The organism is Paenibacillus sp. CB74 (assembly GCF_055687625.1).
In genome coordinates, this window is the sequence record NZ_CM146009.1 from 5,137,166 (window position 1) to 5,159,345 (window position 22,180).

At 46.4% G+C, this 22,180-nt stretch carries 18 protein-coding genes and 1 tRNA gene; 2 read left to right on the plus strand and 17 right to left on the minus strand.

Features of this window, described 5'->3' with window-relative positions; translation table 11 throughout:
- Positions 1-12: 12 nt before the first annotated feature.
- The 8 genes from rnr to ACX9NY_RS22765 form a co-directional block, all read right to left on the minus strand.
- Positions 13-2,808 carry a ribonuclease R gene (gene rnr, locus ACX9NY_RS22730; protein WP_472475241.1) on the minus strand — a complete coding sequence of 932 codons (2,796 nt, stop codon included), beginning with the start codon at positions 2,806-2,808 and terminating at the stop codon, positions 13-15.
- A gap of 559 nt (positions 2,809-3,367) precedes the next feature.
- Entirely contained in the window at positions 3,368-3,601 is a 234-nt protein-coding gene (secG, locus tag ACX9NY_RS22735; protein WP_339239022.1) for a preprotein translocase subunit SecG, read from the minus strand.
- A gap of 212 nt (positions 3,602-3,813) precedes the next feature.
- Positions 3,814-5,100, minus strand: coding sequence for a phosphopyruvate hydratase (gene eno, locus ACX9NY_RS22740; RefSeq protein WP_076291983.1), 1,287 nt, complete (start codon positions 5,098-5,100; stop codon positions 3,814-3,816).
- A gap of 242 nt (positions 5,101-5,342) precedes the next feature.
- Positions 5,343-6,887, minus strand: coding sequence for a 2,3-bisphosphoglycerate-independent phosphoglycerate mutase (gpmI, locus tag ACX9NY_RS22745; protein ID WP_339239021.1), 1,545 nt, complete (start codon positions 6,885-6,887; stop codon positions 5,343-5,345).
- A gap of 1 nt (position 6,888) precedes the next feature.
- A complete protein-coding gene (tpiA, locus tag ACX9NY_RS22750) occupies positions 6,889-7,641 on the minus strand; it encodes a triose-phosphate isomerase (protein ID WP_253429049.1) in 753 nt (250 codons plus the stop codon).
- A gap of 36 nt (positions 7,642-7,677) precedes the next feature.
- Complete coding sequence (locus tag ACX9NY_RS22755; RefSeq protein ID WP_472475245.1) at positions 7,678-8,859, minus strand: phosphoglycerate kinase; 1,182 nt, start codon at positions 8,857-8,859, stop codon at positions 7,678-7,680.
- A 151-nt stretch (positions 8,860-9,010) separates the two neighbouring features.
- Positions 9,011-10,018: a type I glyceraldehyde-3-phosphate dehydrogenase gene (gene gap / locus ACX9NY_RS22760; protein ID WP_056695277.1), complete on the minus strand. Its 1,008-nt coding sequence runs from the start codon at positions 10,016-10,018 to the stop codon at positions 9,011-9,013.
- Between the two features lie 106 nt (positions 10,019-10,124).
- Positions 10,125-11,150, minus strand: a complete 1,026-nt coding sequence (locus ACX9NY_RS22765; RefSeq protein WP_124118313.1) for a sugar-binding transcriptional regulator — start codon at positions 11,148-11,150, stop codon at positions 10,125-10,127.
- Between the two features lie 427 nt (positions 11,151-11,577).
- On the opposite strand from ACX9NY_RS22765, the gene ACX9NY_RS22770 reads away from it, so the two are divergent.
- Both ACX9NY_RS22770 and clpP read left to right on the plus strand, forming a co-directional pair.
- Positions 11,578-11,652: transfer RNA gene (locus ACX9NY_RS22770), tRNA-Arg, on the plus strand.
- 176 nt (positions 11,653-11,828) lie between these two features.
- Complete coding sequence (gene clpP / locus ACX9NY_RS22775; RefSeq protein WP_017691245.1) at positions 11,829-12,425, plus strand: ATP-dependent Clp endopeptidase proteolytic subunit ClpP; 597 nt, start codon at positions 11,829-11,831, stop codon at positions 12,423-12,425.
- 233 nt (positions 12,426-12,658) lie between these two features.
- Here clpP and ACX9NY_RS22780 read toward each other — a convergent pair whose 3' ends face one another.
- From ACX9NY_RS22780 to trxB, 9 genes are all read right to left on the minus strand, one after another.
- A complete protein-coding gene (locus ACX9NY_RS22780) occupies positions 12,659-13,756 on the minus strand; it encodes a stalk domain-containing protein (RefSeq protein WP_472475249.1) in 1,098 nt (365 codons plus the stop codon).
- 388 nt (positions 13,757-14,144) lie between these two features.
- The gene (locus ACX9NY_RS22785; RefSeq protein ID WP_339258241.1) at positions 14,145-14,897 is read right to left on the minus strand and encodes an SIMPL domain-containing protein; all 753 of its coding nucleotides are present in this window, start codon (positions 14,895-14,897) and stop codon (positions 14,145-14,147) included.
- Positions 14,898-15,053: 156 nt separating this feature from the next.
- Complete coding sequence (locus ACX9NY_RS22790) at positions 15,054-15,323, minus strand: HPr family phosphocarrier protein (protein WP_017691248.1); 270 nt, start codon at positions 15,321-15,323, stop codon at positions 15,054-15,056.
- 255 nt (positions 15,324-15,578) lie between these two features.
- The gene (gene whiA / locus ACX9NY_RS22795) at positions 15,579-16,517 is read right to left on the minus strand and encodes a DNA-binding protein WhiA (protein ID WP_253429043.1); all 939 of its coding nucleotides are present in this window, start codon (positions 16,515-16,517) and stop codon (positions 15,579-15,581) included.
- Between the two features lie 6 nt (positions 16,518-16,523).
- Positions 16,524-17,510 (minus strand): gluconeogenesis factor YvcK family protein, encoded by a 987-nt coding sequence (locus tag ACX9NY_RS22800; RefSeq protein ID WP_017691250.1) that lies wholly within the window; start codon positions 17,508-17,510, stop codon positions 16,524-16,526.
- Positions 17,511-17,523: 13 nt separating this feature from the next.
- The gene (rapZ, locus tag ACX9NY_RS22805) at positions 17,524-18,423 is read right to left on the minus strand and encodes an RNase adapter RapZ (RefSeq protein ID WP_017691251.1); all 900 of its coding nucleotides are present in this window, start codon (positions 18,421-18,423) and stop codon (positions 17,524-17,526) included.
- A gap of 51 nt (positions 18,424-18,474) precedes the next feature.
- Positions 18,475-19,425, minus strand: a complete 951-nt coding sequence (locus tag ACX9NY_RS22810; protein ID WP_017691252.1) for an ROK family glucokinase — start codon at positions 19,423-19,425, stop codon at positions 18,475-18,477.
- A 450-nt stretch (positions 19,426-19,875) separates the two neighbouring features.
- Positions 19,876-20,946: an AI-2E family transporter gene (locus ACX9NY_RS22815; RefSeq protein WP_339304865.1), complete on the minus strand. Its 1,071-nt coding sequence runs from the start codon at positions 20,944-20,946 to the stop codon at positions 19,876-19,878.
- Positions 20,947-21,069: 123 nt separating this feature from the next.
- Entirely contained in the window at positions 21,070-22,029 is a 960-nt protein-coding gene (gene trxB, locus ACX9NY_RS22820) for a thioredoxin-disulfide reductase (protein WP_339239014.1), read from the minus strand.
- Between the last annotated feature and the right edge of the window lie 151 nt (positions 22,030-22,180).

The window sequence follows — 22,180 nt, forward strand, 5'->3', positions numbered from 1 at the left end:
GTTACGTTAGTTTTATTTTTTCTTTTTCCGCACAAAAGCTGCCGTGCCGTTACCAGCTGCGCCTTTGCTCTTCTTCCGCTTGCGACGTGGTGCTCCGCCTTCCTGAGCACCCCCAGGAGTTGCGTTTTCTCCGATAAATACGCCGCTCGGCGAAGTGTTTTTACGTCCACTTCCGCCCTTGCCACCTTTACCGCCGCCCTTGCCGGACTTAAAGCTTCCTTCACCGCGACCGCTGCCGCTGCTTTGGCCACTTCCTTGTCCACCAGTTGAACTACTATCCGATCCACCCGATGTAGAGCTATAACCGCCTTTACCTGAGCCAAAACCAAAGCTCACCGCGCCTTTGCCCCGGCCCGTAGATCCGCCAGCATCACCAGCACGACGCTCACCTTTCGGTTTGCCGCCGCCTTTACCTCCGTATCCACCAGATGAGCCTGCTCCCGCACCTGCACTCGCTGCTCCGCCGCGACCGCCACGTCCACCTTTGCTGCTCTCTTCCGGTGATCTGCCACCACGGTTGCCTCCAGCACTGGCTGAGCTACCTTTGCCGCCACGCGAACCGCTGAATCCACCTGGTCCACCCTTGGCACCGCCGCGTCCGCCGCCGCTACTAGGACGTCCACCTTTACCGCCACGTCCACCACCGAAGCCGCCAGGACGTTCAGCGCGAGGTTTCATATCCACCATTTCAAAATCAATCGTATACTCTTCCATGCTGACACGTGCCACACGAATCTTCACTTCATCCCCGATACGGAAGACTTTTGAAGTCCGTTCACCAATTAGAGCCATATGCTGATCGTCAAAATGGTAATAGTCGTCCGTAAGCGCGCTCAGACGAATCAGACCTTCAACCGTGTTCTCCAGTTCAATGAACATACCGAAGCTGGTCACACTGCTGATCATGCCTTCGAACTCTTCGCCTACTTTATCGAGCATGTACTCGGCTTTTTTCATTTTCTCCGTATCCCGCTCAGCTTCTACCGCCACACGTTCACGTTCCGAAGACTGCTGGGCAATATCGGCCATACGTGCTGCCAGATATTCCTGACGGTTCTCCGGCAAAGCCCCATTATTTTCAATGACTTCGCGAATCACCCGGTGAATGACGAGATCGGGATAACGACGAATTGGAGACGTGAAGTGACTATAGAATTCTGCCGCGAGGCCAAAGTGACCTGACATTTCAGAATCATACTTCGCCTGTTTCATGGAACGAAGCATCATCGTACTGATCACGGTTTGTTCTTTGGTTTCCTTGATATCCTCAAGCAACGATTGAAGGGCCCGTGGATGAATTGCATTGCCACGTCCTTTGACCTGGTGTCCGAAATTCGCCGCAAAGGCGAGAAAATTTTGCAGTTTTTCCTGATCTGGATCTTCATGCACACGATAGATAAACGGCACCTTCAACCAGTGGAAGTGCTCTGCTACTGTCTCATTGGCTGCAAGCATGAACTCTTCAATGATTTGCTCTGCAATCGAACGCTCCCGTTTCACGATATCGATCGGTTTGCATTCTGCATCCACAATAATTTTGGATTCTTCAAAATCAAAGTCAACCGCTCCACGACGCATACGCATAGCCCGCAGTTTCAAAGCGATCTCTTTCATCAGATGAAAATCATCCACCAGATCCTTATAACGCTCAAGCAATTCCGGCTCTTCACCTTCAAGGATTTTACGGACGTTGGAATACGTCATCCGCTCTTTGGTTTTGATTACACTTGTGAAAATGTCATGTTTCACAACTTTCATCTGATCGTTGAATTCCATCTCACAAGACAGGGTCAAGCGATCTACCTGCGGGTTCAAACTACAGATTCCGTTGGATAGGCGCTGAGGCAACATCGGAATAACCCGGTCCACCAGATATACACTGCATCCGCGGTTGTAGGCTTCCTGATCGAGCTTGGAATTCTCCTGTACATAATAGCCAACGTCGGCAATATGAACACCCAGACGATAGTTACCGTTAGGCAACTTCTCTACGTTAACAGCATCATCCAGATCCTTGGCATCTTCGCCATCAATCGTGACAATGTTCAGTCCGCGCAGATCACGACGACCTTGTTGAACGATTTCTTCATCAGTAATAGAGTCTGGTGCTTTTTCCGCTTCTTCGACCACTTCATCCGGGAAAGCTTCTGGCAGCTGATGCTTGCGAATGACGGACAAAATATCAATACCCGGCTCATCCTTATGACCGAGAATCTCGATCACTTCACCCTCGGCTGCCGCACGGCCTTCTGGATAGCTGACGATCTTTGCGACGACCTTCTGTCCATCAACCGCCCCTGCAAAGTTGGTACGCGGAATGAAAATATCTCGATTAATCCGTTTGTCATCCGGAATTACGAAGCCGTACACCTCATGGCTTTGGAACACCCCTACAACTTGTGTCACCGCACGAGTAACAATACGGACGATCTCACCCTCCAGGCGACCGCCAGAAGGGCCTTGGGACGTGACTTTAACCAATACCGTGTCACCATTCATCGCACTCTTCATGTCATTGGCGTGAATGTACACATCCGGGTGCTCTCGATCTTCAGGAATAAGGAAAGCAAATCCTTTGGCATGAGCCTGTAGACGTCCGCGAACCAAATCCATGCGCTCTGGCATGCCATAACGATTGTTGCGGGTCAGCAGAACTTTTCCGGATTCCTCCAGCGTATTCAGCATAATCAAAAAGGCTTTGAAATCAGCTGCGTCTTCGATCTCGAAGTGCTGTTCCAACTCCTGATAAGTCATCGGTTTATAAGCGGTCTCCCGCATGAAGTCGAGCAATTGTTGTTCTGTTATCATTAATATATTCACCTCGGGAAACATAAAAGTGTAATCGGATCTCATCTGTTTATGTATCGGAATTCTTACCATTTTCATGCAATCACTGTCGGGAAGAGTATAGTCGCGCACCCATACTATCTCATACCCTAGTATACACGAATTCAATCCAGCCCATCCGTACCTCGTAAAAAAACCACAGTTGCCGGGCGCTCCTCTAAAATCACGCTTTCACGTATCTCTACAGACATTTTATGCGATACCCATGCTGTACGCTTCTGGAAAAGGACTACATCCGAAAATTTTCTGTACACATGACATTCATTATAGGGAGTGCGTTCGCGCGTAACGAATAAGCGAGGGACATATCCATACATGATAGGGGTTGTGTTGCATGTTAAGGAAGGAAAACCGAACAGAAGTGAGAAGAAGACCGAAATCATGGAGTCTATAGATTAGATTATTGTTGGTAAAGTTTGGACGCGTAAAAATTTATTAAAAAACCCCCGTTTCTCCACGAAACGAAGGTTCATCAATTAAGCCATTAGCTTAAGCTATTCATTGCCCAGCAGTTCCAATTTTACTTGGAAAACACCGTAACAATAATAGACAAAATCATAAATCCTGCACCAAGTACCACCGTTGCACGTTGCAGGAAGAGATCCAATCCGCGCGCTTTCGTTTTACCGAAAAGATGTTCCGCACCACCGGAGATGGCACCCGCCAAACCAGCGCTTTTCCCGTGCTGCAGCAATACTACAGTGATTAGACCGATCGAGAAGACAACGAGCAGCAATTTCAAAGCAATATCCATTCTTTCCACCTCCTACCCATGTGGGCATAACATCTCACCATAAAAACAGTTACTTTAATTGTAACATAGCTATTGTTGTGATACAAGTAGTGTAGTTCATACAATACCCTAAATTTGACCATCTACATACTCCATACATTATACGATTAATCCACATCAATAAAAAAGACAAGCCGGTTACCCGGCTTGCCCGTAAAAGCTGGATATCCAGCTTATTTTTTAAGGTTGTAGAATCCTTTAAGACCATTGTATTGAGCCAGTTCACCCAGTTGATCCTCAATGCGGAGCAATTGGTTGTACTTCGCGATACGGTCTGTACGGGAAGGAGCACCCGTTTTGATTTGACCAGCGTTTGTTGCAACAGCGATATCAGCGATTGTGCTGTCTTCGGACTCACCGGAACGGTGGGAGATTACAGCTGTGTATCCTGCACGTTTAGCCATTTCGATTGCATCGAATGTTTCAGTCAATGTACCGATTTGGTTAACTTTGATCAGGATGGAGTTACCGATACCTTCTTCGATACCTCTGCCAAGACGCTCAGTGTTCGTTACGAACAAGTCGTCACCAACGAGTTGTACTTTGTCTCCCAATTTCTCAGTGAGCAATTTCCAACCATCCCAGTCATCTTCAGACATACCGTCTTCGATTGTGATGATTGGGTATTTCTCAACCCATGAAGCCAAGAGGTCAACATACTCAGCGGAAGTGTAAGATTTACCTTCGCCAGCAAGAGTGTACTTACCATCTTTGTAGAACTCAGTGGAAGCTACGTCCATACCCAGGAATACGTCAACACCTGGTTTGTAACCCGCTTTTTCAATCGCTTCGATGATTGTAGTGATTGCTTCTTCGTTCGAACCAAGGTTCGGTGCGAAACCACCTTCGTCACCTACAGCTGTGTTCAAGCCTTTGGAGCTCAATACGGATTTCAGGTTGTGGAAGATTTCCGCACCTACGCGAAGAGCTTCTTTGAAGCTTGGTGCTCCAACTGGAAGAACCATGAACTCTTGAACGTCAATGTTGTTGTCTGCATGCTCACCACCGTTGATGATGTTCATCATTGGAACTGGCAATGCTTTAGCGTTGAATCCGCCCAGGTAAACGTACAATGGCAGGTCCAGAGCGTCAGCAGCTGCGCGAGCTACTGCCATGGATACAGCCAGGATTGCGTTAGCACCCAGTTTACCTTTGTTTGGCGTACCATCCAAAGTGATCATCAATTTGTCGATACCCAATTGATCCAATGCATCCATACCGATAACTTCTGGAGCGATTGTTTCGTTTACGTTTTTAACAGCTTGCAGAACGCCTTTACCGAGGTAACGGGATTTGTCGCCATCGCGAAGCTCAACTGCTTCGTGGGCACCAGTGGATGCACCGGATGGAACGATTGCGCGTCCGATTGCGCCGGACTCCAGGTATACTTCAACTTCTACTGTAGGGTTACCGCGGGAGTCGAGGACTTCGCGAGCGTACACGTCAGAAATAATAGTCATTTGTGATAATCTCCTTTAAATTTGAATTTATTGAAAATTAGGACTCCTTGTGTTTCCCCTTATCCACTTCGTCAGCAGAATCGTCTTCCGATCGCTGTTATCCCCGGATTCCTTTGAACTTATTCTCATAAGTTGGAATCCTGTGATAAAGGCGAACGCTTCGCTTCTTCAGACCATTTCTGCTGCCTCCGTTCAGAGGTAAACGCCAAACTTCCCAATTTCATATATGTTGGCTGTGTAACTTATTTACGAGTAGCAATAACAGATGTACCTGTCATTTCTTCCGGTTTAGGCAACTGCATCAGGTCAAGGATCGTTGGCGCGATATCTGCCAGGATTCCGCCTTCACGCAAGGTAACGTTAGCATCTGTAACGATAAATGGAACCGGGTTCGTTGTATGAGCTGTGAACGGACGTCCTTGCTCATCGAACACCATATCCGCGTTACCATGATCCGCAGTGATCAGTACAACGCCGCCTTTGGCAAGTACTGCATCCACAACACGGCCCATGCACTCATCTGTTACTTCTACCGCTTTGATGGTAGGCTCCAGCATGCCGGAGTGTCCAACCATGTCAGGGTTAGCGAAGTTCAGAATGATGGCGTCATGTTTGTCTGCTTCGATCTCGCGAACACATGCGTCAGCTACTTCATACGCGCTCATCTCTGGTTGCAGATCATATGTCGCAACTTTTGGTGAGTTGATCAGTACACGAGTTTCGCCCGGAAGCTCCACATCACGACCGCCGCTGAAGAAGAAGGTAACGTGCGGGTATTTCTCGGTTTCTGCAATACGCAGTTGTTTTTTATTGTTCTGTACCAGAACTTCACCCAGGGTGTTGTCGAGGTTCTTCGGCGAGTAAGCCACATAACCTTCAACCGTCTCACTGAACAAAGTCAAACATACAAAGTGCAAGCCCACTGGGAACTTCGGACCACGATCGAAACCGCGGAAGTCCTGGTTCGTGAATACTTGCGACAACTGGATTGCACGGTCAGGACGGAAGTTAAGGAAGATAACGGAATCGCCGCTTTCTACCAAACCTACCGGCTCACCATCCGCTTTGACGATAACCGTTGGTTCAACGAATTCATCAAATACGGATTTCTCATACGATTCTTCAACCGCTTTGAGTGGGTCAGTGTATTTCGGTCCATCTCCATAAACGATGGCGCGGTATGATTTCTCCACCCGTTCCCAACGTTTGTCACGATCCATCGCGTAATAGCGACCTTGTACCGTAGCGATTTGTCCCACACCAACTTCTTCAATCTTGGCGATCAGCTTCTGCATGAAGTCTTTACCACTGTCTGGCATAACATCACGGCCATCCATGAAGGCATGAATATATACATCGTTCATTTCTTCTTTTTTGGCCAGATCCAGCATAGCGAACAGGTGGTCGATGTGACTATGTACGCCGCCATCGGACAACAAGCCGTAGAGATGAAGCTTTTTACCGTTTTGTTTCGCTTCGCGCACCGCTTTGACAAGTGTTTCATTGTCGTAGAACTCGCCGTCACGAATGGATTTGGAGATACGGGTCAAATCCTGGTATACGATCCGGCCGGCACCGATGTTCAGGTGACCTACCTCGGAATTTCCCATTTGCCCTTCTGGCAAACCTACAGCTTCACCGCAAGCAGTGAGTGTTGTATGTGGGAATTGGCTCATAAAACGGTCGTAGTTCGGTTTCTTGGCTTGCGCTACCGCGTTGCCTTCCACCGTGTTACGCAGACCAAAGCCGTCCATGATGATCAGTGCTACAGGTTTTGGAGCTGTCATCTTACTTCGCCCCCTCAACAAGCGCGATGAACGAAGCCGGCTGCAAGCTGGCACCGCCAACAAGCGCGCCGTCGATGTCGCTTTGTCCGAGGTATTCTGTTACGTTCTCCGGTTTAACACTGCCGCCGTATTGAATACGAACTGCACTCGCAACCGTCTCGTTGTACAGATCCTTCACCAATGTACGGATGTAAGCAATAACTTCATTCGCATCTTGGGAAGTGGAGGATTTGCCTGTACCAATCGCCCAGATTGGCTCATAAGCGATAACAACCTGTGCCGCTTGCTCTGCAGACAGACCTGCCAAAGCAGCTTCTGTTTGCACTTTGCATACGTCTTTTGTTTGGTTCGCTTCACGCTCTTCAAGCGTTTCACCAAGGCAGAAGATTGGAGTCAATCCGTGACGGAATGCTGCATGTAACTTTTTATTGACAGTCTCATCGGTTTCCGCAAAATATTGACGGCGCTCCGAGTGACCAACGATGACATAATCCACACCCAGGTCTTTCAGCATTACACCGCTGATTTCACCTGTGAATGCACCATTGTCTTCAAAATGAAGATTTTGTGCACCAATTTTGATGTTTGTGCCTTTAACGGCTTCTACCAGGGATGGCAGATTCGTAAACGGTGCGCAGATTACAGTTTCCACGCCTTCAACTTCCGCTTTTCCTTTAACTTCCTGAATGAAGTCATTGGATTCGGAAACCGTTTTGAACATTTTCCAGTTACCTGCGATAATCGGTGTTCTCATGGGTTTCAACTCCTTCATGCTATAGACTACTAAAACTTACTTGTCGTTCAGTGCCACTACGCCTGGAAGTACTTTACCTTCCATGAACTCGAGCGATGCACCGCCACCTGTAGAGATGTGGTTCATCTTGTCAGCCAATTTGAATTTCTCAGCTGCTGCTGCGGAGTCACCGCCACCAATTACAGTGTAAGCTTCTGTCTCAGCGCAAGCTTCTGCTACTGCACGAGTACCGTGGGAGAATGGCTCGATTTCAAATACGCCCATTGGTCCGTTCCATACAACCAATTTGGAGTTTTTGATTACGTCAGCATAGATCTCACGTGTTTTAGGACCGATGTCGATTCCTTCCCAATCTGCTGGGATACCATCGATATCAACGATTTGTGTGTTTGCTTTTGCGCTGAAATCGTCAGACACTACGATATCTACCGGCAGGTAGAAGTTTTTGCCCAATTTTTTCGCTTTTTCGATGAAACCGAGCGCAACATCAAGTTTGGAGTCATCCAGCAAGGACTGTCCAATTTCATGTCCTTGTGCTTTGAGGAACGTGTAAGTCAGACCGCCACCGATGATCACGTTGTCTGCAATGTTCAGCAGGTTGTCGATTACATCGATTTTGTCTTTAACTTTGGATCCGCCAATGATGGCTGTGAAAGGACGCTCAGGGTTGGAAATGGCTTTACCCAACACTTCAAGTTCTTTTTCCATCAACAAACCGGACACCGCTGGAAGCAAGTGAGCAATTCCTTCAGTCGAAGCGTGTGCTCTGTGAGCCGCGCCAAACGCATCGTTAACGAAAACGTCAGCCAGTTCAGCAAATTGTTTTGCCAGTTCCGGATCATTTTTCTCTTCGCCTGCGTGGAAACGAACGTTTTCAAGCAACAATACGTCGCCATTGTTCAGTTCAGCAATTTGAGCTTTAACAGCGTCACCAACAGAATCGTCAGTTTTAACAACTGTTTTACCCAACAATTCAGACAAACGCTCAGCTGCTGGAGTCAAACGCAAGGATTCAACCACTTCGCCGTTAGGACGACCCATATGGCTTGCCAAAATGACTTTAGCGCCTTTTTCAATCAAGAAGTTGATTGTAGGAAGCGTTGCACGAATACGTTTGTCATCTGTAATTTTACCATCTTCGAGCGGCACATTGAAATCTACACGGACAAAAGCCCGTTTTCCTGTCAATTCGATATCGCGTACACTTTTTTTGTTCATCTGTATTTCCTCCGCACCCATGTATTTGGTGGACCGATCAAGGGCTGAAATCCCTTGTCAATCCTGGTGTTTTTGAGAAATTTGCAAAATATTGATATATAAAGAGCGGAAACAATATAGCATCTGTTTCCGCTCTATGTTATTGCAGATATTACTTAATCATTTTTGCAAAGTGCTCCAAAGTGCGAACCAATTGTGCAGTGTAGGACATTTCATTGTCATACCAAGCTACAGTTTTAACCAATTGTTGGTCGCCAACAGTCAGAACTTTAGTTTGAGTTGCATCAAACAGGGAACCGAAAGTGATACCTTGGATGTCGGAAGATACGATTTCGTCTTCAGTGTATCCGAAAGTTTGTGGGTCGGAAGCTTCTTTCATTACTGCGTTAACTTCTTCAGCAGTAACTTTTTTACCCAGAACAGTTACGAGCTCAGTCAGGGAACCAGTAGCTACTGGTACACGTTGAGCTGCACCATCCAATTTGCCTTGCAGTTCTGGAATTACCAGACCGATTGCTTTAGCAGCACCAGTTGTGTTAGGGATGATGTTTTCAGCTGCTGCGCGAGCACGACGGAAGTCACCTTTAGGGTGTGGAGCATCCAATGTGTTTTGGTCGCCAGTGTAAGCGTGAATTGTAGTCATCAAACCTTGAACGATTCCGAATTTGTCTTGCAGTGTTTTTGCCATAGGTGCCAGGCAGTTCGTTGTGCAAGATGCGCCGGAGATTACAGTTTCAGTACCGTCGAGGATTTCATGGTTTACGTTGTAAACGATGGTTTTCATGTCGCCAGTAGCTGGTGCGGAGATAACAACTTTCTTAGCTCCACCTTTCAAGTGTTTCTCAGCTGCTTCTTTCGTTGTGAAGAAACCAGTACATTCCAGAACGATATCTACGCCCAGGTCGCCCCAAGGAAGTTCTTCCGGGTTACGGTTAGCCAATACTTTAACTTCTTTGCCGTTCACTTTGAAGAAGCCATCGTGTACTTCAACATCGCCATCGAAGCGACCTTGAGTTGTATCATATTTGAGCAAATGAGCCAGCATTTTAGCGTCAGTCAAGTCGTTGATTGCTACTACTTCAATGCCCTCTACATTTTGAATACGGCGGAATGCCAAGCGTCCAATACGTCCAAAACCGTTAATACCTACTTTAATCATGAGTAAGTTCCTCCCAAGTTTTGATTAATTTTTTATGAAACTTATATATTCAAGACAGACGGTGAAGTCCGTCAAGACAACAATAGTTGTGTTGCAGAGTAAAACTTTATTCCATTTCAGCAACGATGACTTCGGCAGCTGCCTCATCAATAATCAGAATATCTTCCTGACCAAATCGTAACACGGAATGTATAGCAGCAGCTTTGCTTTTGCCACCTGCGATTCCAATCACAACATCGGTTCGTTCAATATCCTGTAGTCGCATCCCCAGTGTAAGCATGGTATGTACCACCTTACCCTGATCGTTAAAGTAATAACCGAAAGATTCAGATACGGCTCCCTGCTCCTGAAGTTCATCTATGATCTCCGTCGCAAGTTTACGTCTTGTCGCCATCTCCACGGCATCACCAATTCCATGAATAACAATCCGCGATTTTCGAATCAGCTGCAGAATCTCCTGAACACTGGGGTCCTGGATTAATGATTCATAGGCATGATCACTAAGCAAATCCGGTACATGCAGGAGTTTATATTGCGCCCCTACCCGTTTTGCCATCGTAGATGCAATCGTATTTGCCTGAATTTCAAGGCTTTCTCCCAGTCCACCGCGTGCCGGTACGAACCAGACACCTTTGAGCGATGTTGGCGGAGTCAGTTGCTCTGCGACTTCGGCCGTTGTTGATCCGCCAGTAACGGCGACAACGTCGTTGTCACTCATGATATTGCCGAGAGCCTTCGCTCCGGCTCTGCCCAGTTCCCTTTTGGCAAATGGAGATACGTCCGAATCGCCAGGAACCACAACTACCTTTTGCAGACCGTAGGCTTGCTTGATGCGCTCTTCCAGCTCGGATAATCCGAACAACTCTTTGGCTACGGGCTCTAACTGCTGCAGCAAATCATACCCTGCCTCGCTGATCTTCATTCCTGCACTGTCAATTTCAATAAGTCCCTGAGCCTTTAACAGATCGGTCTCAGCCCTCAGAACCCGCTCGGTCATCTGCATGGAATTAGCTAACGTTCTCCGTCCGATCACATCCGATAACATGATCTGTTGCAGAATCGTATACCTCTTTTTCAAGACATCCATGAGATCAGGCAGAAGCTGCTTTTGTACTTCTAAAATCGTTCGCATGCTTTCCACTCCCGCAAGTTCTCGTTCCAAGCTCTCTTTCGTGGCCCTAAAACGTCCCGGGTTAACTTTTTAAGTCCCACGTCTATTCTACCTAAAACTGACGTGACATGCAAGTGTTTCAAGGTGTTATTTCGACACACATTCAGCGTTTGTACGCGCCTATTTTCACAATCCTAGACTTCCATGATCAAGGACTAGCTCACGCATACCATATATAGAAGAAACAAATGAATCCCATCTACATATCGCTCAGAATCACATTTCATCCGGCATGTCCAAAACCTCTAATAGCATTTACTTAAATGCACTCTTTATCCACTCTTCTTCATCATGATCATTTTTAGGTTAATCCAAACCAATACACATCACGAATTGCTTGCAATTAAATATTTCATGAGCTATAATCATTATTGCTGTCACATAATGTGCGCCCGTGGTCCAATGGATATGACGTAGGCCTCCGAAGCCTGAGATCCAAGTTCGATTCTTGGCGGGCGCGCCACTTTTATTTAACAGCTCATAACCCTTTTAACCAATGAAACCGGAAAGGTTTCTTTTTTTTGCAAGTTAGTTTGACTTTCTTTGACTTTTTGTTTGGAATTGTTTATTATGTGGGTAATACGGTAACAGTTTAAGTATAAGCACCAATAACATTTACATTCCAAGGAGGTTTTTCACGTGAGTTTTATTCCAATGGTCGTTGAACAGAGCAACCGGGGTGAGCGCGCCTATGACATCTACTCCAGATTGCTGAAGGATCGTATTATTTTCCTTGGTAGCGATGTTAATGATGTAGTGGCTAATGCCATTATGGCACAGATGTTGTTCCTGGCTGCGGAAGATCCGGAGAAAGACATTCACTTATACATCAACAGCCCAGGCGGATCGATTACAGCCGGTATGGCCATTTACGATACAATGCAATTCATCAAACCGGATGTATCTACCATCTGTGTAGGTATGGCGGCTTCCATGGGTGCATTCTTGCTGAATGCTGGTGCGAAAGGGAAACGTTTTGCGTTGCCTAACAGTGAAATCATGATTCACCAACCGCTTGGTGGTGCTCAAGGTCAAGCTTCGGACATCGAAATTCGTGCTCGCCGCATCCTGAAAATGCGTGATACCTTGAACCGCATCATCTCTGAGCGTTCAGGTCAACCACTCGAGCGGATCGAGAAAGATACAGATCGTGACTACTTCATGAGTGCTGCTGAAGCTGCCGATTACGGTATCATTGATAAAGTTATTGAAAACGTGGGTTCCCAAGGCATCTAATATGCTGCCTGGAGACTAGCGGTAACATCACAGGGCGGGCTTCACCGATATAAAGGTGAGCCCGCCCTGTGCTATTTTCAACTAAACAGGCAAATATCACACCCGTTAGTGGAGTGCGTTGCCTGGATAAACAAGAATCCCCCGTCATCCTGCTTTGACGGGGGATTCTTGTTATTATTTTTCATGAGAAGAATGTGATAAGTGCTCTTGCTTAAAAGTTACCCTACGCGAACTTACTTGTCTGATGTTACGTTGCTAAACGGTTCCGTAGCCTTAGGCAGAATTTCCTTGTAAGTGAACTTCATTTCAGGGAAACCTTCCGCGTAAGCTGTATATTCATACAACTGGAAGAACACAACTGCACCTGTTGGTGTCACATAGAAATCCTGGTCTTTATTTAACCCTTTGTAACCTTCCAGGTATCCACCGCGGGCTTTCAGTTGCTCGCCCACTTTTTTACCCAACGTCTCGCGCATGGTTTTGTTATTTTGCAGCACATCATCTAACGTAAGCTCCTTGCCTGTGTCCAGTGCAAAGGTGTGTCCCGTGCGGGTTGTCATGCCGTGTGCTCCTGCATAGTCCTCATAACGTTGAGTGATCAAACCTAGCACGCCGTTCTCATTGTAGGTCACGACATACGAAGTTTCAAATGCATATGGACGTTTTGCGGTTGCCCCGCCGAATTCAGTGGTTTGTTTTTTGAAAGCAGCAACAGCCGTATCCACTTCATCTTTGAGCACTTTGTTGATTGCCGTTTCAGCTTCTTTGCTGGCAAGTCCACTCACCTGCGGATATTGTACATCCACCTCCGCATTTTTCACAGTCACGTTTACTTTTGTCGATTTTACCTGCACATTATTTTGCTTCACTTTGCTGAGTGTCAACGTTTTGGTTTTGCCATCCCAATTTCCCTGTACACCCAGATAATCTCGCATTGCCGAGAATGGAATATATAATCGACCCTGAATCAATTTTGCTTCCACCTGAGGGTAATACCCGTTAATATAGACGTTTGGTTGTCCATCCATCAGGCTAACGGTCATCGCATTGTTGGCTGCTGTTACCGTATATGACTTCGTTTTAGCATCATATTTCAACGTTCCACCCGCTACATCTTTGACTGCTGTCAGCGAGACCCAAGTCGATCCACCTTGAAGAAGTCCTTTTTGAGTCAGTGTTTTCCCACCCGATTTCAGCGTTACCTCAGCTGGGGTTGTCACTTTCGAGGATACAGAAGCCGCCTGTACCGAACTCTCCTGCCATACCGAACCACTACCTACAATAATTCCTGCTGCAAGCAACGCACTTGTCCATTTTTTCCATGATGTCATATATAAAACTCCTCTCTGAATTCACAATTAGGTATCATTGCGTATGTAATCCTGACCTGATCGCATATCTCATACGCTCACCTCTCTATTATAATTAACCCAATTTCGGAAAGGTTTACAGCTCGAGTTACAATGTTGATGAATATCAGACGCAAAATATAAGGGGATATGACCTTTTTGTCACGAACAACTATACAAAAAAGATACCAATAAACAGCATTTCACGTTGCTTGAGAAAGGTACACTTCTATCAAACTTCATCAAAGTTTGCTTTTCCAACAAAAAAAGACTCTGTCCTCAGGACAAAGTCTTTGTCATCATTTCGTTGTACCCTTTAAATGACACTTATAAAGGTTACTTGAGTTTACAATCATTAGTTCGATCTTATTTATTTCATTTCATACGTGATATTCAGGATTGTGCTTACTTTAACCTGGCCTGTTTCAATCTCAGTGCCACCTGCTGTATCTGCTGCTTTGGACATCAATGACTCACTTGCATAGAACACAGGTACATTCGCATCGCCTTGGCTTACGGAAAGAACAGCACCCAGTTGACGTTTAACTGCTTTTGCGATGGCGCCAGCTTTTACATCTGCATTGGCAACAGCTTTCTCAATCACTTGGGACTCATAAGTTTCCGGATTTTCTACAGTAAAGCGCACGTTCTCAATATTGTTGGCACCTGCCCCTGAAGCAGCATCAAGCAGTTCGCCGATCTTGTCCATCTGACGATACGTGACTGTCAGTGTATGATGGGCTGTGTATCCTTTAATTTGTTGTCCGTCTTTTTCGCTATACGTATAGTTGGGTTGTACAGAGAACTGACTGGTTTGAATGTCGTCTGCACTGATCTTCCACGTATTCTTCAGCAAGTTGGATACTTTTTGAACTTTGGCAGCATTCGCTTTTTGAGCAGATGCAGCTGTCTCTGCAGTACTGTTCACACCAATGGACAGATAAGCAATATCAGGCTTCACCTGAATCTCACCTTTACCCACGACATTAATCACATTCTGTTGTACGCCTTGAACCTCTGCAGCATAAGCATAGCTCCCTGGCGCAACCCAAGCGGTTCCTCCTACAAGCAACGTACTTGCCACCAGCACTGCACCAAACGGTTTCATCCATTGTTTACCCATCACGATAGCCTCCTTATGTGTTAACATCTCAAACTTTAATCGATTTGATACCTTAACAGACGGGACAAATTCCATAATGTTGCACTTGACGATAGCAAATACCTCAATAACGCAAAAAAGCCCCTTTCGGGACTTCTTCATTGGATTGATCATATCTTATTGGTTTTCGAGCTCTTCCTTGCTTACCAGACTAACTAAAGCGTTTACAGCCTGTTCGGCATCCGCGCCTTCTGCACTAATCTGGATTTCCGTACCTGTGCTAATCGCAAGGCTCATGATCCCCATAATACTTTTTGCATTAACTTTTTTGTCGTCCTTCTCGACGAACACTTCAGACGAGTACTTATTCGCTTCTTGAACGAACAGTGCCGCAGGTCTGGCATGGAGACCCGTTTTCAAACGGACAACTACCGGGTGCTTTGTCATGGAAACTTACCCCCTATTATGAAATCTGGACATTAAATACACAATTATATTTATACAACATTATACCATTAACCCGTGCAGGACACTAGAAGAAAAAACTCAGGGTCTTTTGTAGGACATTATCTTGCCCTATTTCATCTTTTGCAGAGCGCATCCAATGACCTAAGTGAGTTCTCCCAGATCCTTAACGGTTGACCTTCCCGACCGTTTCAGTTCAGTAGAAACAGCCGACCTTGTTACTTACCCTGCGACGTCTTAACCATAACGTTCTGTGCGCACTTTCTCAGCCAGCTCATCAATTTTACGAAGCCGATGGTTTACTCCAGACTTGCTAACTGTACCTTTAAGGAGTTCGCCCACTTCCTTCAAATTGATATCTGGATGAGCCAGTCGAACCTCCGCCACCTCGCGAAGTTTCTCAGGCAGTGACTCCAGACCAACTTCTTTTTGCAACAAACGGATATTATCGATTTGTCTTACAGCCGCTCCAATGGTTTTATTCAGGTTGGCAGTTTCACAATTGACAATCCGGTTAACGGAGTTACGCATGTCTCGCATAATCCGTACATCTTCAAACTTGAACAAGGCCTGATGAGCACCAATGATGCTGAGCAGCTCAATGATTTTCTCGCCTTCCTTAATGTATAGGATGAATCCTTTTTTCCGTTCTATACACCGGGCATTCAGATGAAATTCATTGGCGAGATCAACGAGTGCCTGACAGTGCTCCTCATACATGGACGCAATCTCCAGATGGTACGAGGAGCCTTCCGGATTATTAACCGATCCACCGGCCAGAAATGCACCGCGAAGATAGGCCCGTTTACAACAGTTCTGCTGAAACAACTCCGTATTAATCCCTGGTGTAAACAGAAAACCTTCCGATACAATATGAAGACTCTTGAGAATCTCCTGTACCATAGTTGGAATACGAACAATATATACATTGTTCTTTTTCAGCCGCATTTTTTTGCGGACCAGTAATTCCGTATGCACTTGAAAATGCTTTTTAAGCAGAGAGTATGCCCGTCTTGCAATGGCGGCATTCTCCGTCGAAATATCCAAGATCACTTTTTTATTCGATAACTGCACTGCACCAAGCATACGGATGAGGGCTGAAAGTTCCGCCTTTTCGCAGCACGGTTCGCTCTCGATCATGGTTAACTCTTTTTTGGTCTGTGCTGCAAACGACATGGGACTTCACCTCTTCCGTAACATCCAATTTTGTACCAGCTGGTAGATGTGATGACTTAACTTGTCGGCATCATGACGCAGATAAGTCTTGAACAGAACAAGGGTATCTGCAACCACCTGATAGCCGGCACTTTCGAGTACATTCATATCCAGTACAACCGGTTTTGCTCCTTTTTCCGCATACTTATTCTGCACTTGCAGCGGAATATCACCATTATTTACGATAACGTAGTCGAAGAGCTGATGACCTATATGCTCGTGTACCGCCTTAAGGTGGTCACTTACCGTATAGTTATCCGTTTCGCCCGGCTGTGTCATAACATTACAGATAAACATCTTCACCGCATCAGCCTCTACCACAGCTTCTGCAAGCTTAGGCACAAGCAGATTGGGAAGAATGCTTGTATATAGGCTGCCTGGCCCGATCAGAATGGCGTCAGCTTGACGAATAGCCTCTACTGCCTCTGGCAACGGCTCCACGTGATCCGGTTCAAGGAAAACACGTTTGATGCGTCCGCCTGCCTCAGGGATTTTGGACTCACCTGTAATAATTGTGCCATCTTCCATCTCGGCATGCAACACAACGGCCTGCCCGGCTGCTGGCAATACCTCACCTCGAACGGCAAACACGCGGCTAAGCTCCCGCACTGCGGTCACAAAGTCGCCCGAAATATCCGTCATTGCAGCCAAAATCAAATTTCCCAAGCTGTGGCCTGCAAGCCCCGCGCCTGTATTGAAACGGTACTTCAACATATCTGAAAGCAATGGTTCTACATCAGCCAGTGCCGTAAGCACGTTGCGAATGTCGCCCGGAGGCGGCATCTGTAGCTCATTGCGCAGGATGCCTGAACTTCCACCGTCATCTGCAACCGTGACGATGGCCGTGATATCCAGCGGCTTCTCTTTCAAACCGCGTAACATCACGGATAATCCGGTTCCGCCGCCCATTACAACTATTCTCGGACGTTCTCTTCGTGGTCCGGCCTCTTTCATCCCTTCACCCTCTTCAATGACGGTCCCGGTCAGCGTCGCGATGGCTTACGGTGACAGCTTCTGTCTCGCTGCTTCCCAACATCTTGCCCAAATATTCCGATATCGCTACCGAACGATGCTTGCCTCCGGTACAGCCGATTCCAATAATAACCTGGCTTTTGCCTTCCTTCCGGTATTGCGGAATCAGGAAATGCAGCATATCCAGCAGCTTGGTCAGAAACGCCTGTGTCTCTGGCCACTTCATAACATATTCGTACACATCACTATTCTGTCCCGTATTCGGTCGTAAATGATCAATATAATGCGGATTCGGTAAAAAACGTACATCAAATACCAGATCAGCATCAATCGGAATGCCATATTTGAATCCGAACGACGTTATATTCACTGACAGCATTTGGCTTTCCAGATGAGAAAAGCGGGATATGATGCGTTCTTTCAGTTGGGCAGGCTTCATTGTACTTGTATTCAGTACCTGGGTAGCGGAGTTTTTGAGTTCCTCCAACATCTTGCGTTCCAGTCGGATGCCGTCCAGCGGCATGCCCTCAGGAGCCAGAGGATGTCTGCGCCTGCTTTCTTTATAACGCTGAACAAGCACAGAATCTGTAGCATCCAGGAATAAAATTTCGCAATGAATGGTAAAATGATCTTTAATATAGTTCAAAGACTCGGACAGAGCCGTAAAGAATTCACGCCCGCGCAGATCGATAACCAATGCAACCTTACCAATCTTGCCGTTTGACTGTTCAATTAGTTCCGCAAATTTTGGAATCAATACCGGTGGCAGATTATCCACACAGAAGAAACCCAGATCCTCCAGGCTTTGTACTGCAATGGTTTTACCTGCCCCGGACATGCCCGTAATGATAATGAGCGTGGCGCCTGTGCCTGGTGAGCCTTCACCTTCAAGCATAAATGTCCCCTCCTTATCATATTGCTGTCTTCATATATTGTTACGAGGTTACTAGGAACGCAAGAGAAGACCTGCCGCACCCACAATACCTGCATTATTCCCAAGTGTAGCTTCCAGAATCTGAACCCCATCTTGCAACGGTTCCGGTGTCAGCTTAGCAAATACGGTACGTATTTCATCGAACAAGAAATTGCCTGCTTTGGATACGCCACCACCAATGATGAACATCTCCGGGTTAATGACAGCCGCTACAGTCGCCATGGACTTGCCCAAGTAGAATGCTGCACGGTTTACAATACGCTGTGCTACTTCATCGCCTGCCTTAGCAGCATCGAATACTTCCTTGGCTGCAATCTTGTCGACGAGTGCTAGTGACGTATGATCACCACGTTCTACGGCATCCTTCGCCATACGGATAATACCCGTTGCAGACGATACCGTTTCTACACATCCCATTTTACCACAGCCGCACTTGATGGCCTCCAGATCAGGTACTACACTGATATGACCCAGCTCTCCCGCCATACCCGAGAAGCCTTGATAGATGTTACCATTCAAGATCAAGCCTCCGCCGACGCCTGTACCGAGTGTATAACATACACAATTGTCTACGCCTTTACCGGCTCCTGCCCATACTTCACCCAGTGCTGCCACGTTTGCATCGTTATCTATTTTGATTGGCTTGCCCAGACGTTCTTCCAGAATCGAACGAATGGCCACATTCCGAAATCCGATGTTAGGGGCATGAACGATAATTCCCTCGCGTACATTCGTGAAACCGGCCACTCCAGCACCCACACCCTCAAGCTGTTCCCAACTGTATGGTGATTCGGCTACGATATGTCGGACATACTTCTCGATGTTGGCGATGACTGTGTCTACGCCCTTATCCACTTCAGTCGGTCCTTCATACGTATGCATTAGCTGACCCTGTTCATCGCATATACCGACCTTGATTGCTGTTCCGCCGAGATCGACCCCAACGTAGATTTTCTCAGACATGCTGCAAGCCACCTTTATCTATCTAAAATAGTTTAAGTCCTACGTACCAACTATAATTGAAGGATACGCCTGGGTCAAGACGATAAGACCTCGGATACATCTTGCTTTGACAGGGTTGTGAACCACATCACATAGCATTTATGAATACGTATACAATCTCATCACCTTCATTTATGAACGCACGCTTTGTTCCTTCCTCGATAGCAGAGGAAGCCTCAACTCATGATATTGCATCTCCCCTCGTTCCATTCATAAAAGATGATCATCGTCCCCTCAACGTGGTGTCCCATTTCACTCCACTAACCACCAGTCATTCTCACGCAGAGGACCATTGAATGACGTCACAGCCAACACAAAAGCGCCTTCCACAGATACAGATGGAAGGCGCCTTACTTTTATAAAATCAATGTTTTTCAATTGGATTGCACTCAGCCGTTCTTCAGCTATACGTCACAACTTCGACTCCACACGTACCGGCTCTTCTGTCTTCTCCATCTTGTTCACATCCAGAATATCAAGCAGGAAGACAAAGATCGGAATACCAATGATCAGTCCCCAGATTCCCAGGAAGTGTTGCGACAGAATCAGTACGATAAAGGTGTAGAACATTGGCAATTTGGTCTTGTGCGCCATCAATTTTGGATTCAGGAAGTACGTCTCCAAAGCATGAATTACAATAATCATGATGATCACAATAATGCTTAATTTCAGTCCACCCATCTGATACCCAATCAGACAGAGCGGTACCAGCGAGATGATAACCCCCGCAACGGGCACCAGACTGAGCAGGAACACCAGAATGGTCAGCGCGAACAGATATGGGAAACCCAGAATCCATAAGCCCAGAATGGTCAGCACTGTATTGAACACCGCAATCAGAAGCTGTGCCTCAATGACTTTACCAAAAGAAGATACGAACTTGTCTCCCAGATAAGCTACTTCATTATAGAACCATCCAATTTTACTTGTTTTGAACTTGGACGTGAACTTGGATATCTCCTGCTTCTGCAACAAGAAGAACAGACTCAGAATGATAACGAGCAGAATAAACTCCAACCATTTGCTCAAAGCGAAAATATATTTCAATGCATCATTGGTGTAATTTTTGATATCGAAGGACTGAAGGTAACCCGCAATCTTGGAAGCAAAATTATCTCCATCTGCACTATCCAAAAATTTCATAATCTCGTTCGTTAACTGAACGACCTGATCCACGATCCGTGGTGAATATCTGGAGATACCGAGCACAATTACTGCGATAACAATCATATAGAGCAGAATGACCACAACTTTATAATTGATCGGAAACAACCGATTCAAACCACCTGTAATGAAATGCTGTAATCTGTTCATGACATACGTCACCAGGAACAACAGCAGAATCATGTGCAGCATACTCCCCATACTGAACAAAACCAAACAGAACAAGAGCAGGATCAAAAATCGTCTCACTGTCGCATTCTGTAGCCAATCTTTTATCATTTCCCCCAAAATCTTCACCTCACAGCTAATATGCCCCATATGTATACGAACTCATGCCCACTGTAGTTTCAAAAAAAGAGAAGCCTTCCGGCTTCTCTCATTACATGAGACTTCCCGTTGTCTCTTATTCCTAGCATATGCCCAACCTCACGCATGTCATGCTTATTTATCCAACGTTTCGCTCCAATCATGGATAATGCTTCCTTCAAGGAACTTCTCACAATCCATCGCGGCCATACATCCGGATCCTGCAGCCGTAATAGCTTGGCGATACTTCGTATCCTGAACATCACCACAGGCAAATACACCCGGTATATTGGTCTCCGTCGTTCCTGGTTTAACCACAACATAGCCATGTTCGTCCAGTGTGATCGCATTACCCAGAAATCCGGTATTTGGCGTGTGACCAATGGCAACGAATACGCCATCTGCTTCGAGCAACTCTTCCTGCCCCGTCTCGTTGTTGCGCACCTTCAGTCCTTTGACACCCATAGCTTCCGGTACGACTTCGAGTGGAGTACGGTTCAGCGCCCACTTTACCTTCTCATTGCTGCGAGCCCGATCCTGCATAATCTTGGATGCACGCAACTCATCCCGACGGTGAACCAATGTGACGTCTGTTGCAAAACGAGTCAGGAAGCTTGCTTCCTCCATGGCGGAGTCACCACCGCCCACAACCACGATTTTTTTGCCCCGGAAGAAGAAGCCGTCACATGTCGCGCATGTACTTACACCACGTCCCACATTTTCCTGCTCACCCGGAATACCGAGATAACGAGCGGAAGCACCTGTGGAGATAATGATCGATTCAGCTTCCAGTTCACCGATTCCTCCAACTTTGACCTTAAAGGGCGGTTTGCTGAAATCAACTTCTTCCACCCAACCATTTTTGAATTCGGCTCCAAAACGCTCAGCTTGCTTACGCATGTTGTCCATCAGTTCCGGACCCATGATACCTTGCGGGAAACCGGGGAAATTCTCAACTTCCGTTGTCGTCGTCAATTGACCACCCGGCTGAAGACCTTCGATAACCAGTGGTTTCAGATTAGCACGAGCCAGATATATCGCTGCTGTCAGACCCGCAGGTCCCGTTCCGATCACAATCGTTCTGTATTTAGACATATAGATACAGCCTCCTTAATTAAGGTGAGAATGTGTTGTACTAGCGATGAACTTGCCAAGATGATATCCTACAGGCATTTACAAGGCCCATTCGTTAAGTTTACCCGTTTTCCCGGTTGTTGTATCCTTCACCTCATGATGTCTTTCTGAA

Excerpts from the sequence above, each read along its gene's own strand:
- rnr (WP_472475241.1), bottom strand. The coding sequence starts at position 2,808 with ATGATAACAGAACAACAATTGCTCGACTTCATGCGGGAGACCGCTTAT.
- secG (WP_339239022.1), bottom strand. The coding sequence starts at position 3,601 with ATGGATATTGCTTTGAAATTGCTGCTCGTTGTCTTCTCGATCGGTCTA.
- eno (WP_076291983.1), bottom strand. The coding sequence starts at position 5,100 with ATGACTATTATTTCTGACGTGTACGCTCGCGAAGTCCTCGACTCCCGC.
- gpmI (WP_339239021.1), bottom strand. The coding sequence starts at position 6,887 with ATGACAGCTCCAAAACCTGTAGCACTGATCATCATGGACGGCTTTGGT.
- tpiA (WP_253429049.1), bottom strand. The coding sequence starts at position 7,641 with ATGAGAACACCGATTATCGCAGGTAACTGGAAAATGTTCAAAACGGTT.
- ACX9NY_RS22755 (WP_472475245.1), bottom strand. The coding sequence starts at position 8,859 with ATGAACAAAAAAAGTGTACGCGATATCGAATTGACAGGAAAACGGGCT.
- gap (WP_056695277.1), bottom strand. The coding sequence starts at position 10,018 with ATGATTAAAGTAGGTATTAACGGTTTTGGACGTATTGGACGCTTGGCA.
- ACX9NY_RS22765 (WP_124118313.1), bottom strand. The coding sequence starts at position 11,150 with ATGCGAACGATTTTAGAAGTACAAAAGCAGCTTCTGCCTGATCTCATG.
- ACX9NY_RS22780 (WP_472475249.1), bottom strand. The coding sequence starts at position 13,756 with ATGACATCATGGAAAAAATGGACAAGTGCGTTGCTTGCAGCAGGAATT.
- ACX9NY_RS22785 (WP_339258241.1), bottom strand. The coding sequence starts at position 14,897 with ATGGGTAAACAATGGATGAAACCGTTTGGTGCAGTGCTGGTGGCAAGT.
- ACX9NY_RS22790 (WP_017691248.1), bottom strand. The coding sequence starts at position 15,323 with ATGACAAAGCACCCGGTAGTTGTCCGTTTGAAAACGGGTCTCCATGCC.
- whiA (WP_253429043.1), bottom strand. The coding sequence starts at position 16,517 with ATGTCGTTTGCAGCACAGACCAAAAAAGAGTTAACCATGATCGAGAGC.
- ACX9NY_RS22800 (WP_017691250.1), bottom strand. The coding sequence starts at position 17,510 with ATGAAAGAGGCCGGACCACGAAGAGAACGTCCGAGAATAGTTGTAATG.
- rapZ (WP_017691251.1), bottom strand. The coding sequence starts at position 18,423 with ATGCTTGAAGGTGAAGGCTCACCAGGCACAGGCGCCACGCTCATTATC.
- ACX9NY_RS22810 (WP_017691252.1), bottom strand. The coding sequence starts at position 19,425 with ATGTCTGAGAAAATCTACGTTGGGGTCGATCTCGGCGGAACAGCAATC.
- ACX9NY_RS22815 (WP_339304865.1), bottom strand. The coding sequence starts at position 20,946 with ATGGGGCATATTAGCTGTGAGGTGAAGATTTTGGGGGAAATGATAAAA.
- trxB (WP_339239014.1), bottom strand. The coding sequence starts at position 22,029 with ATGTCTAAATACAGAACGATTGTGATCGGAACGGGACCTGCGGGTCTG.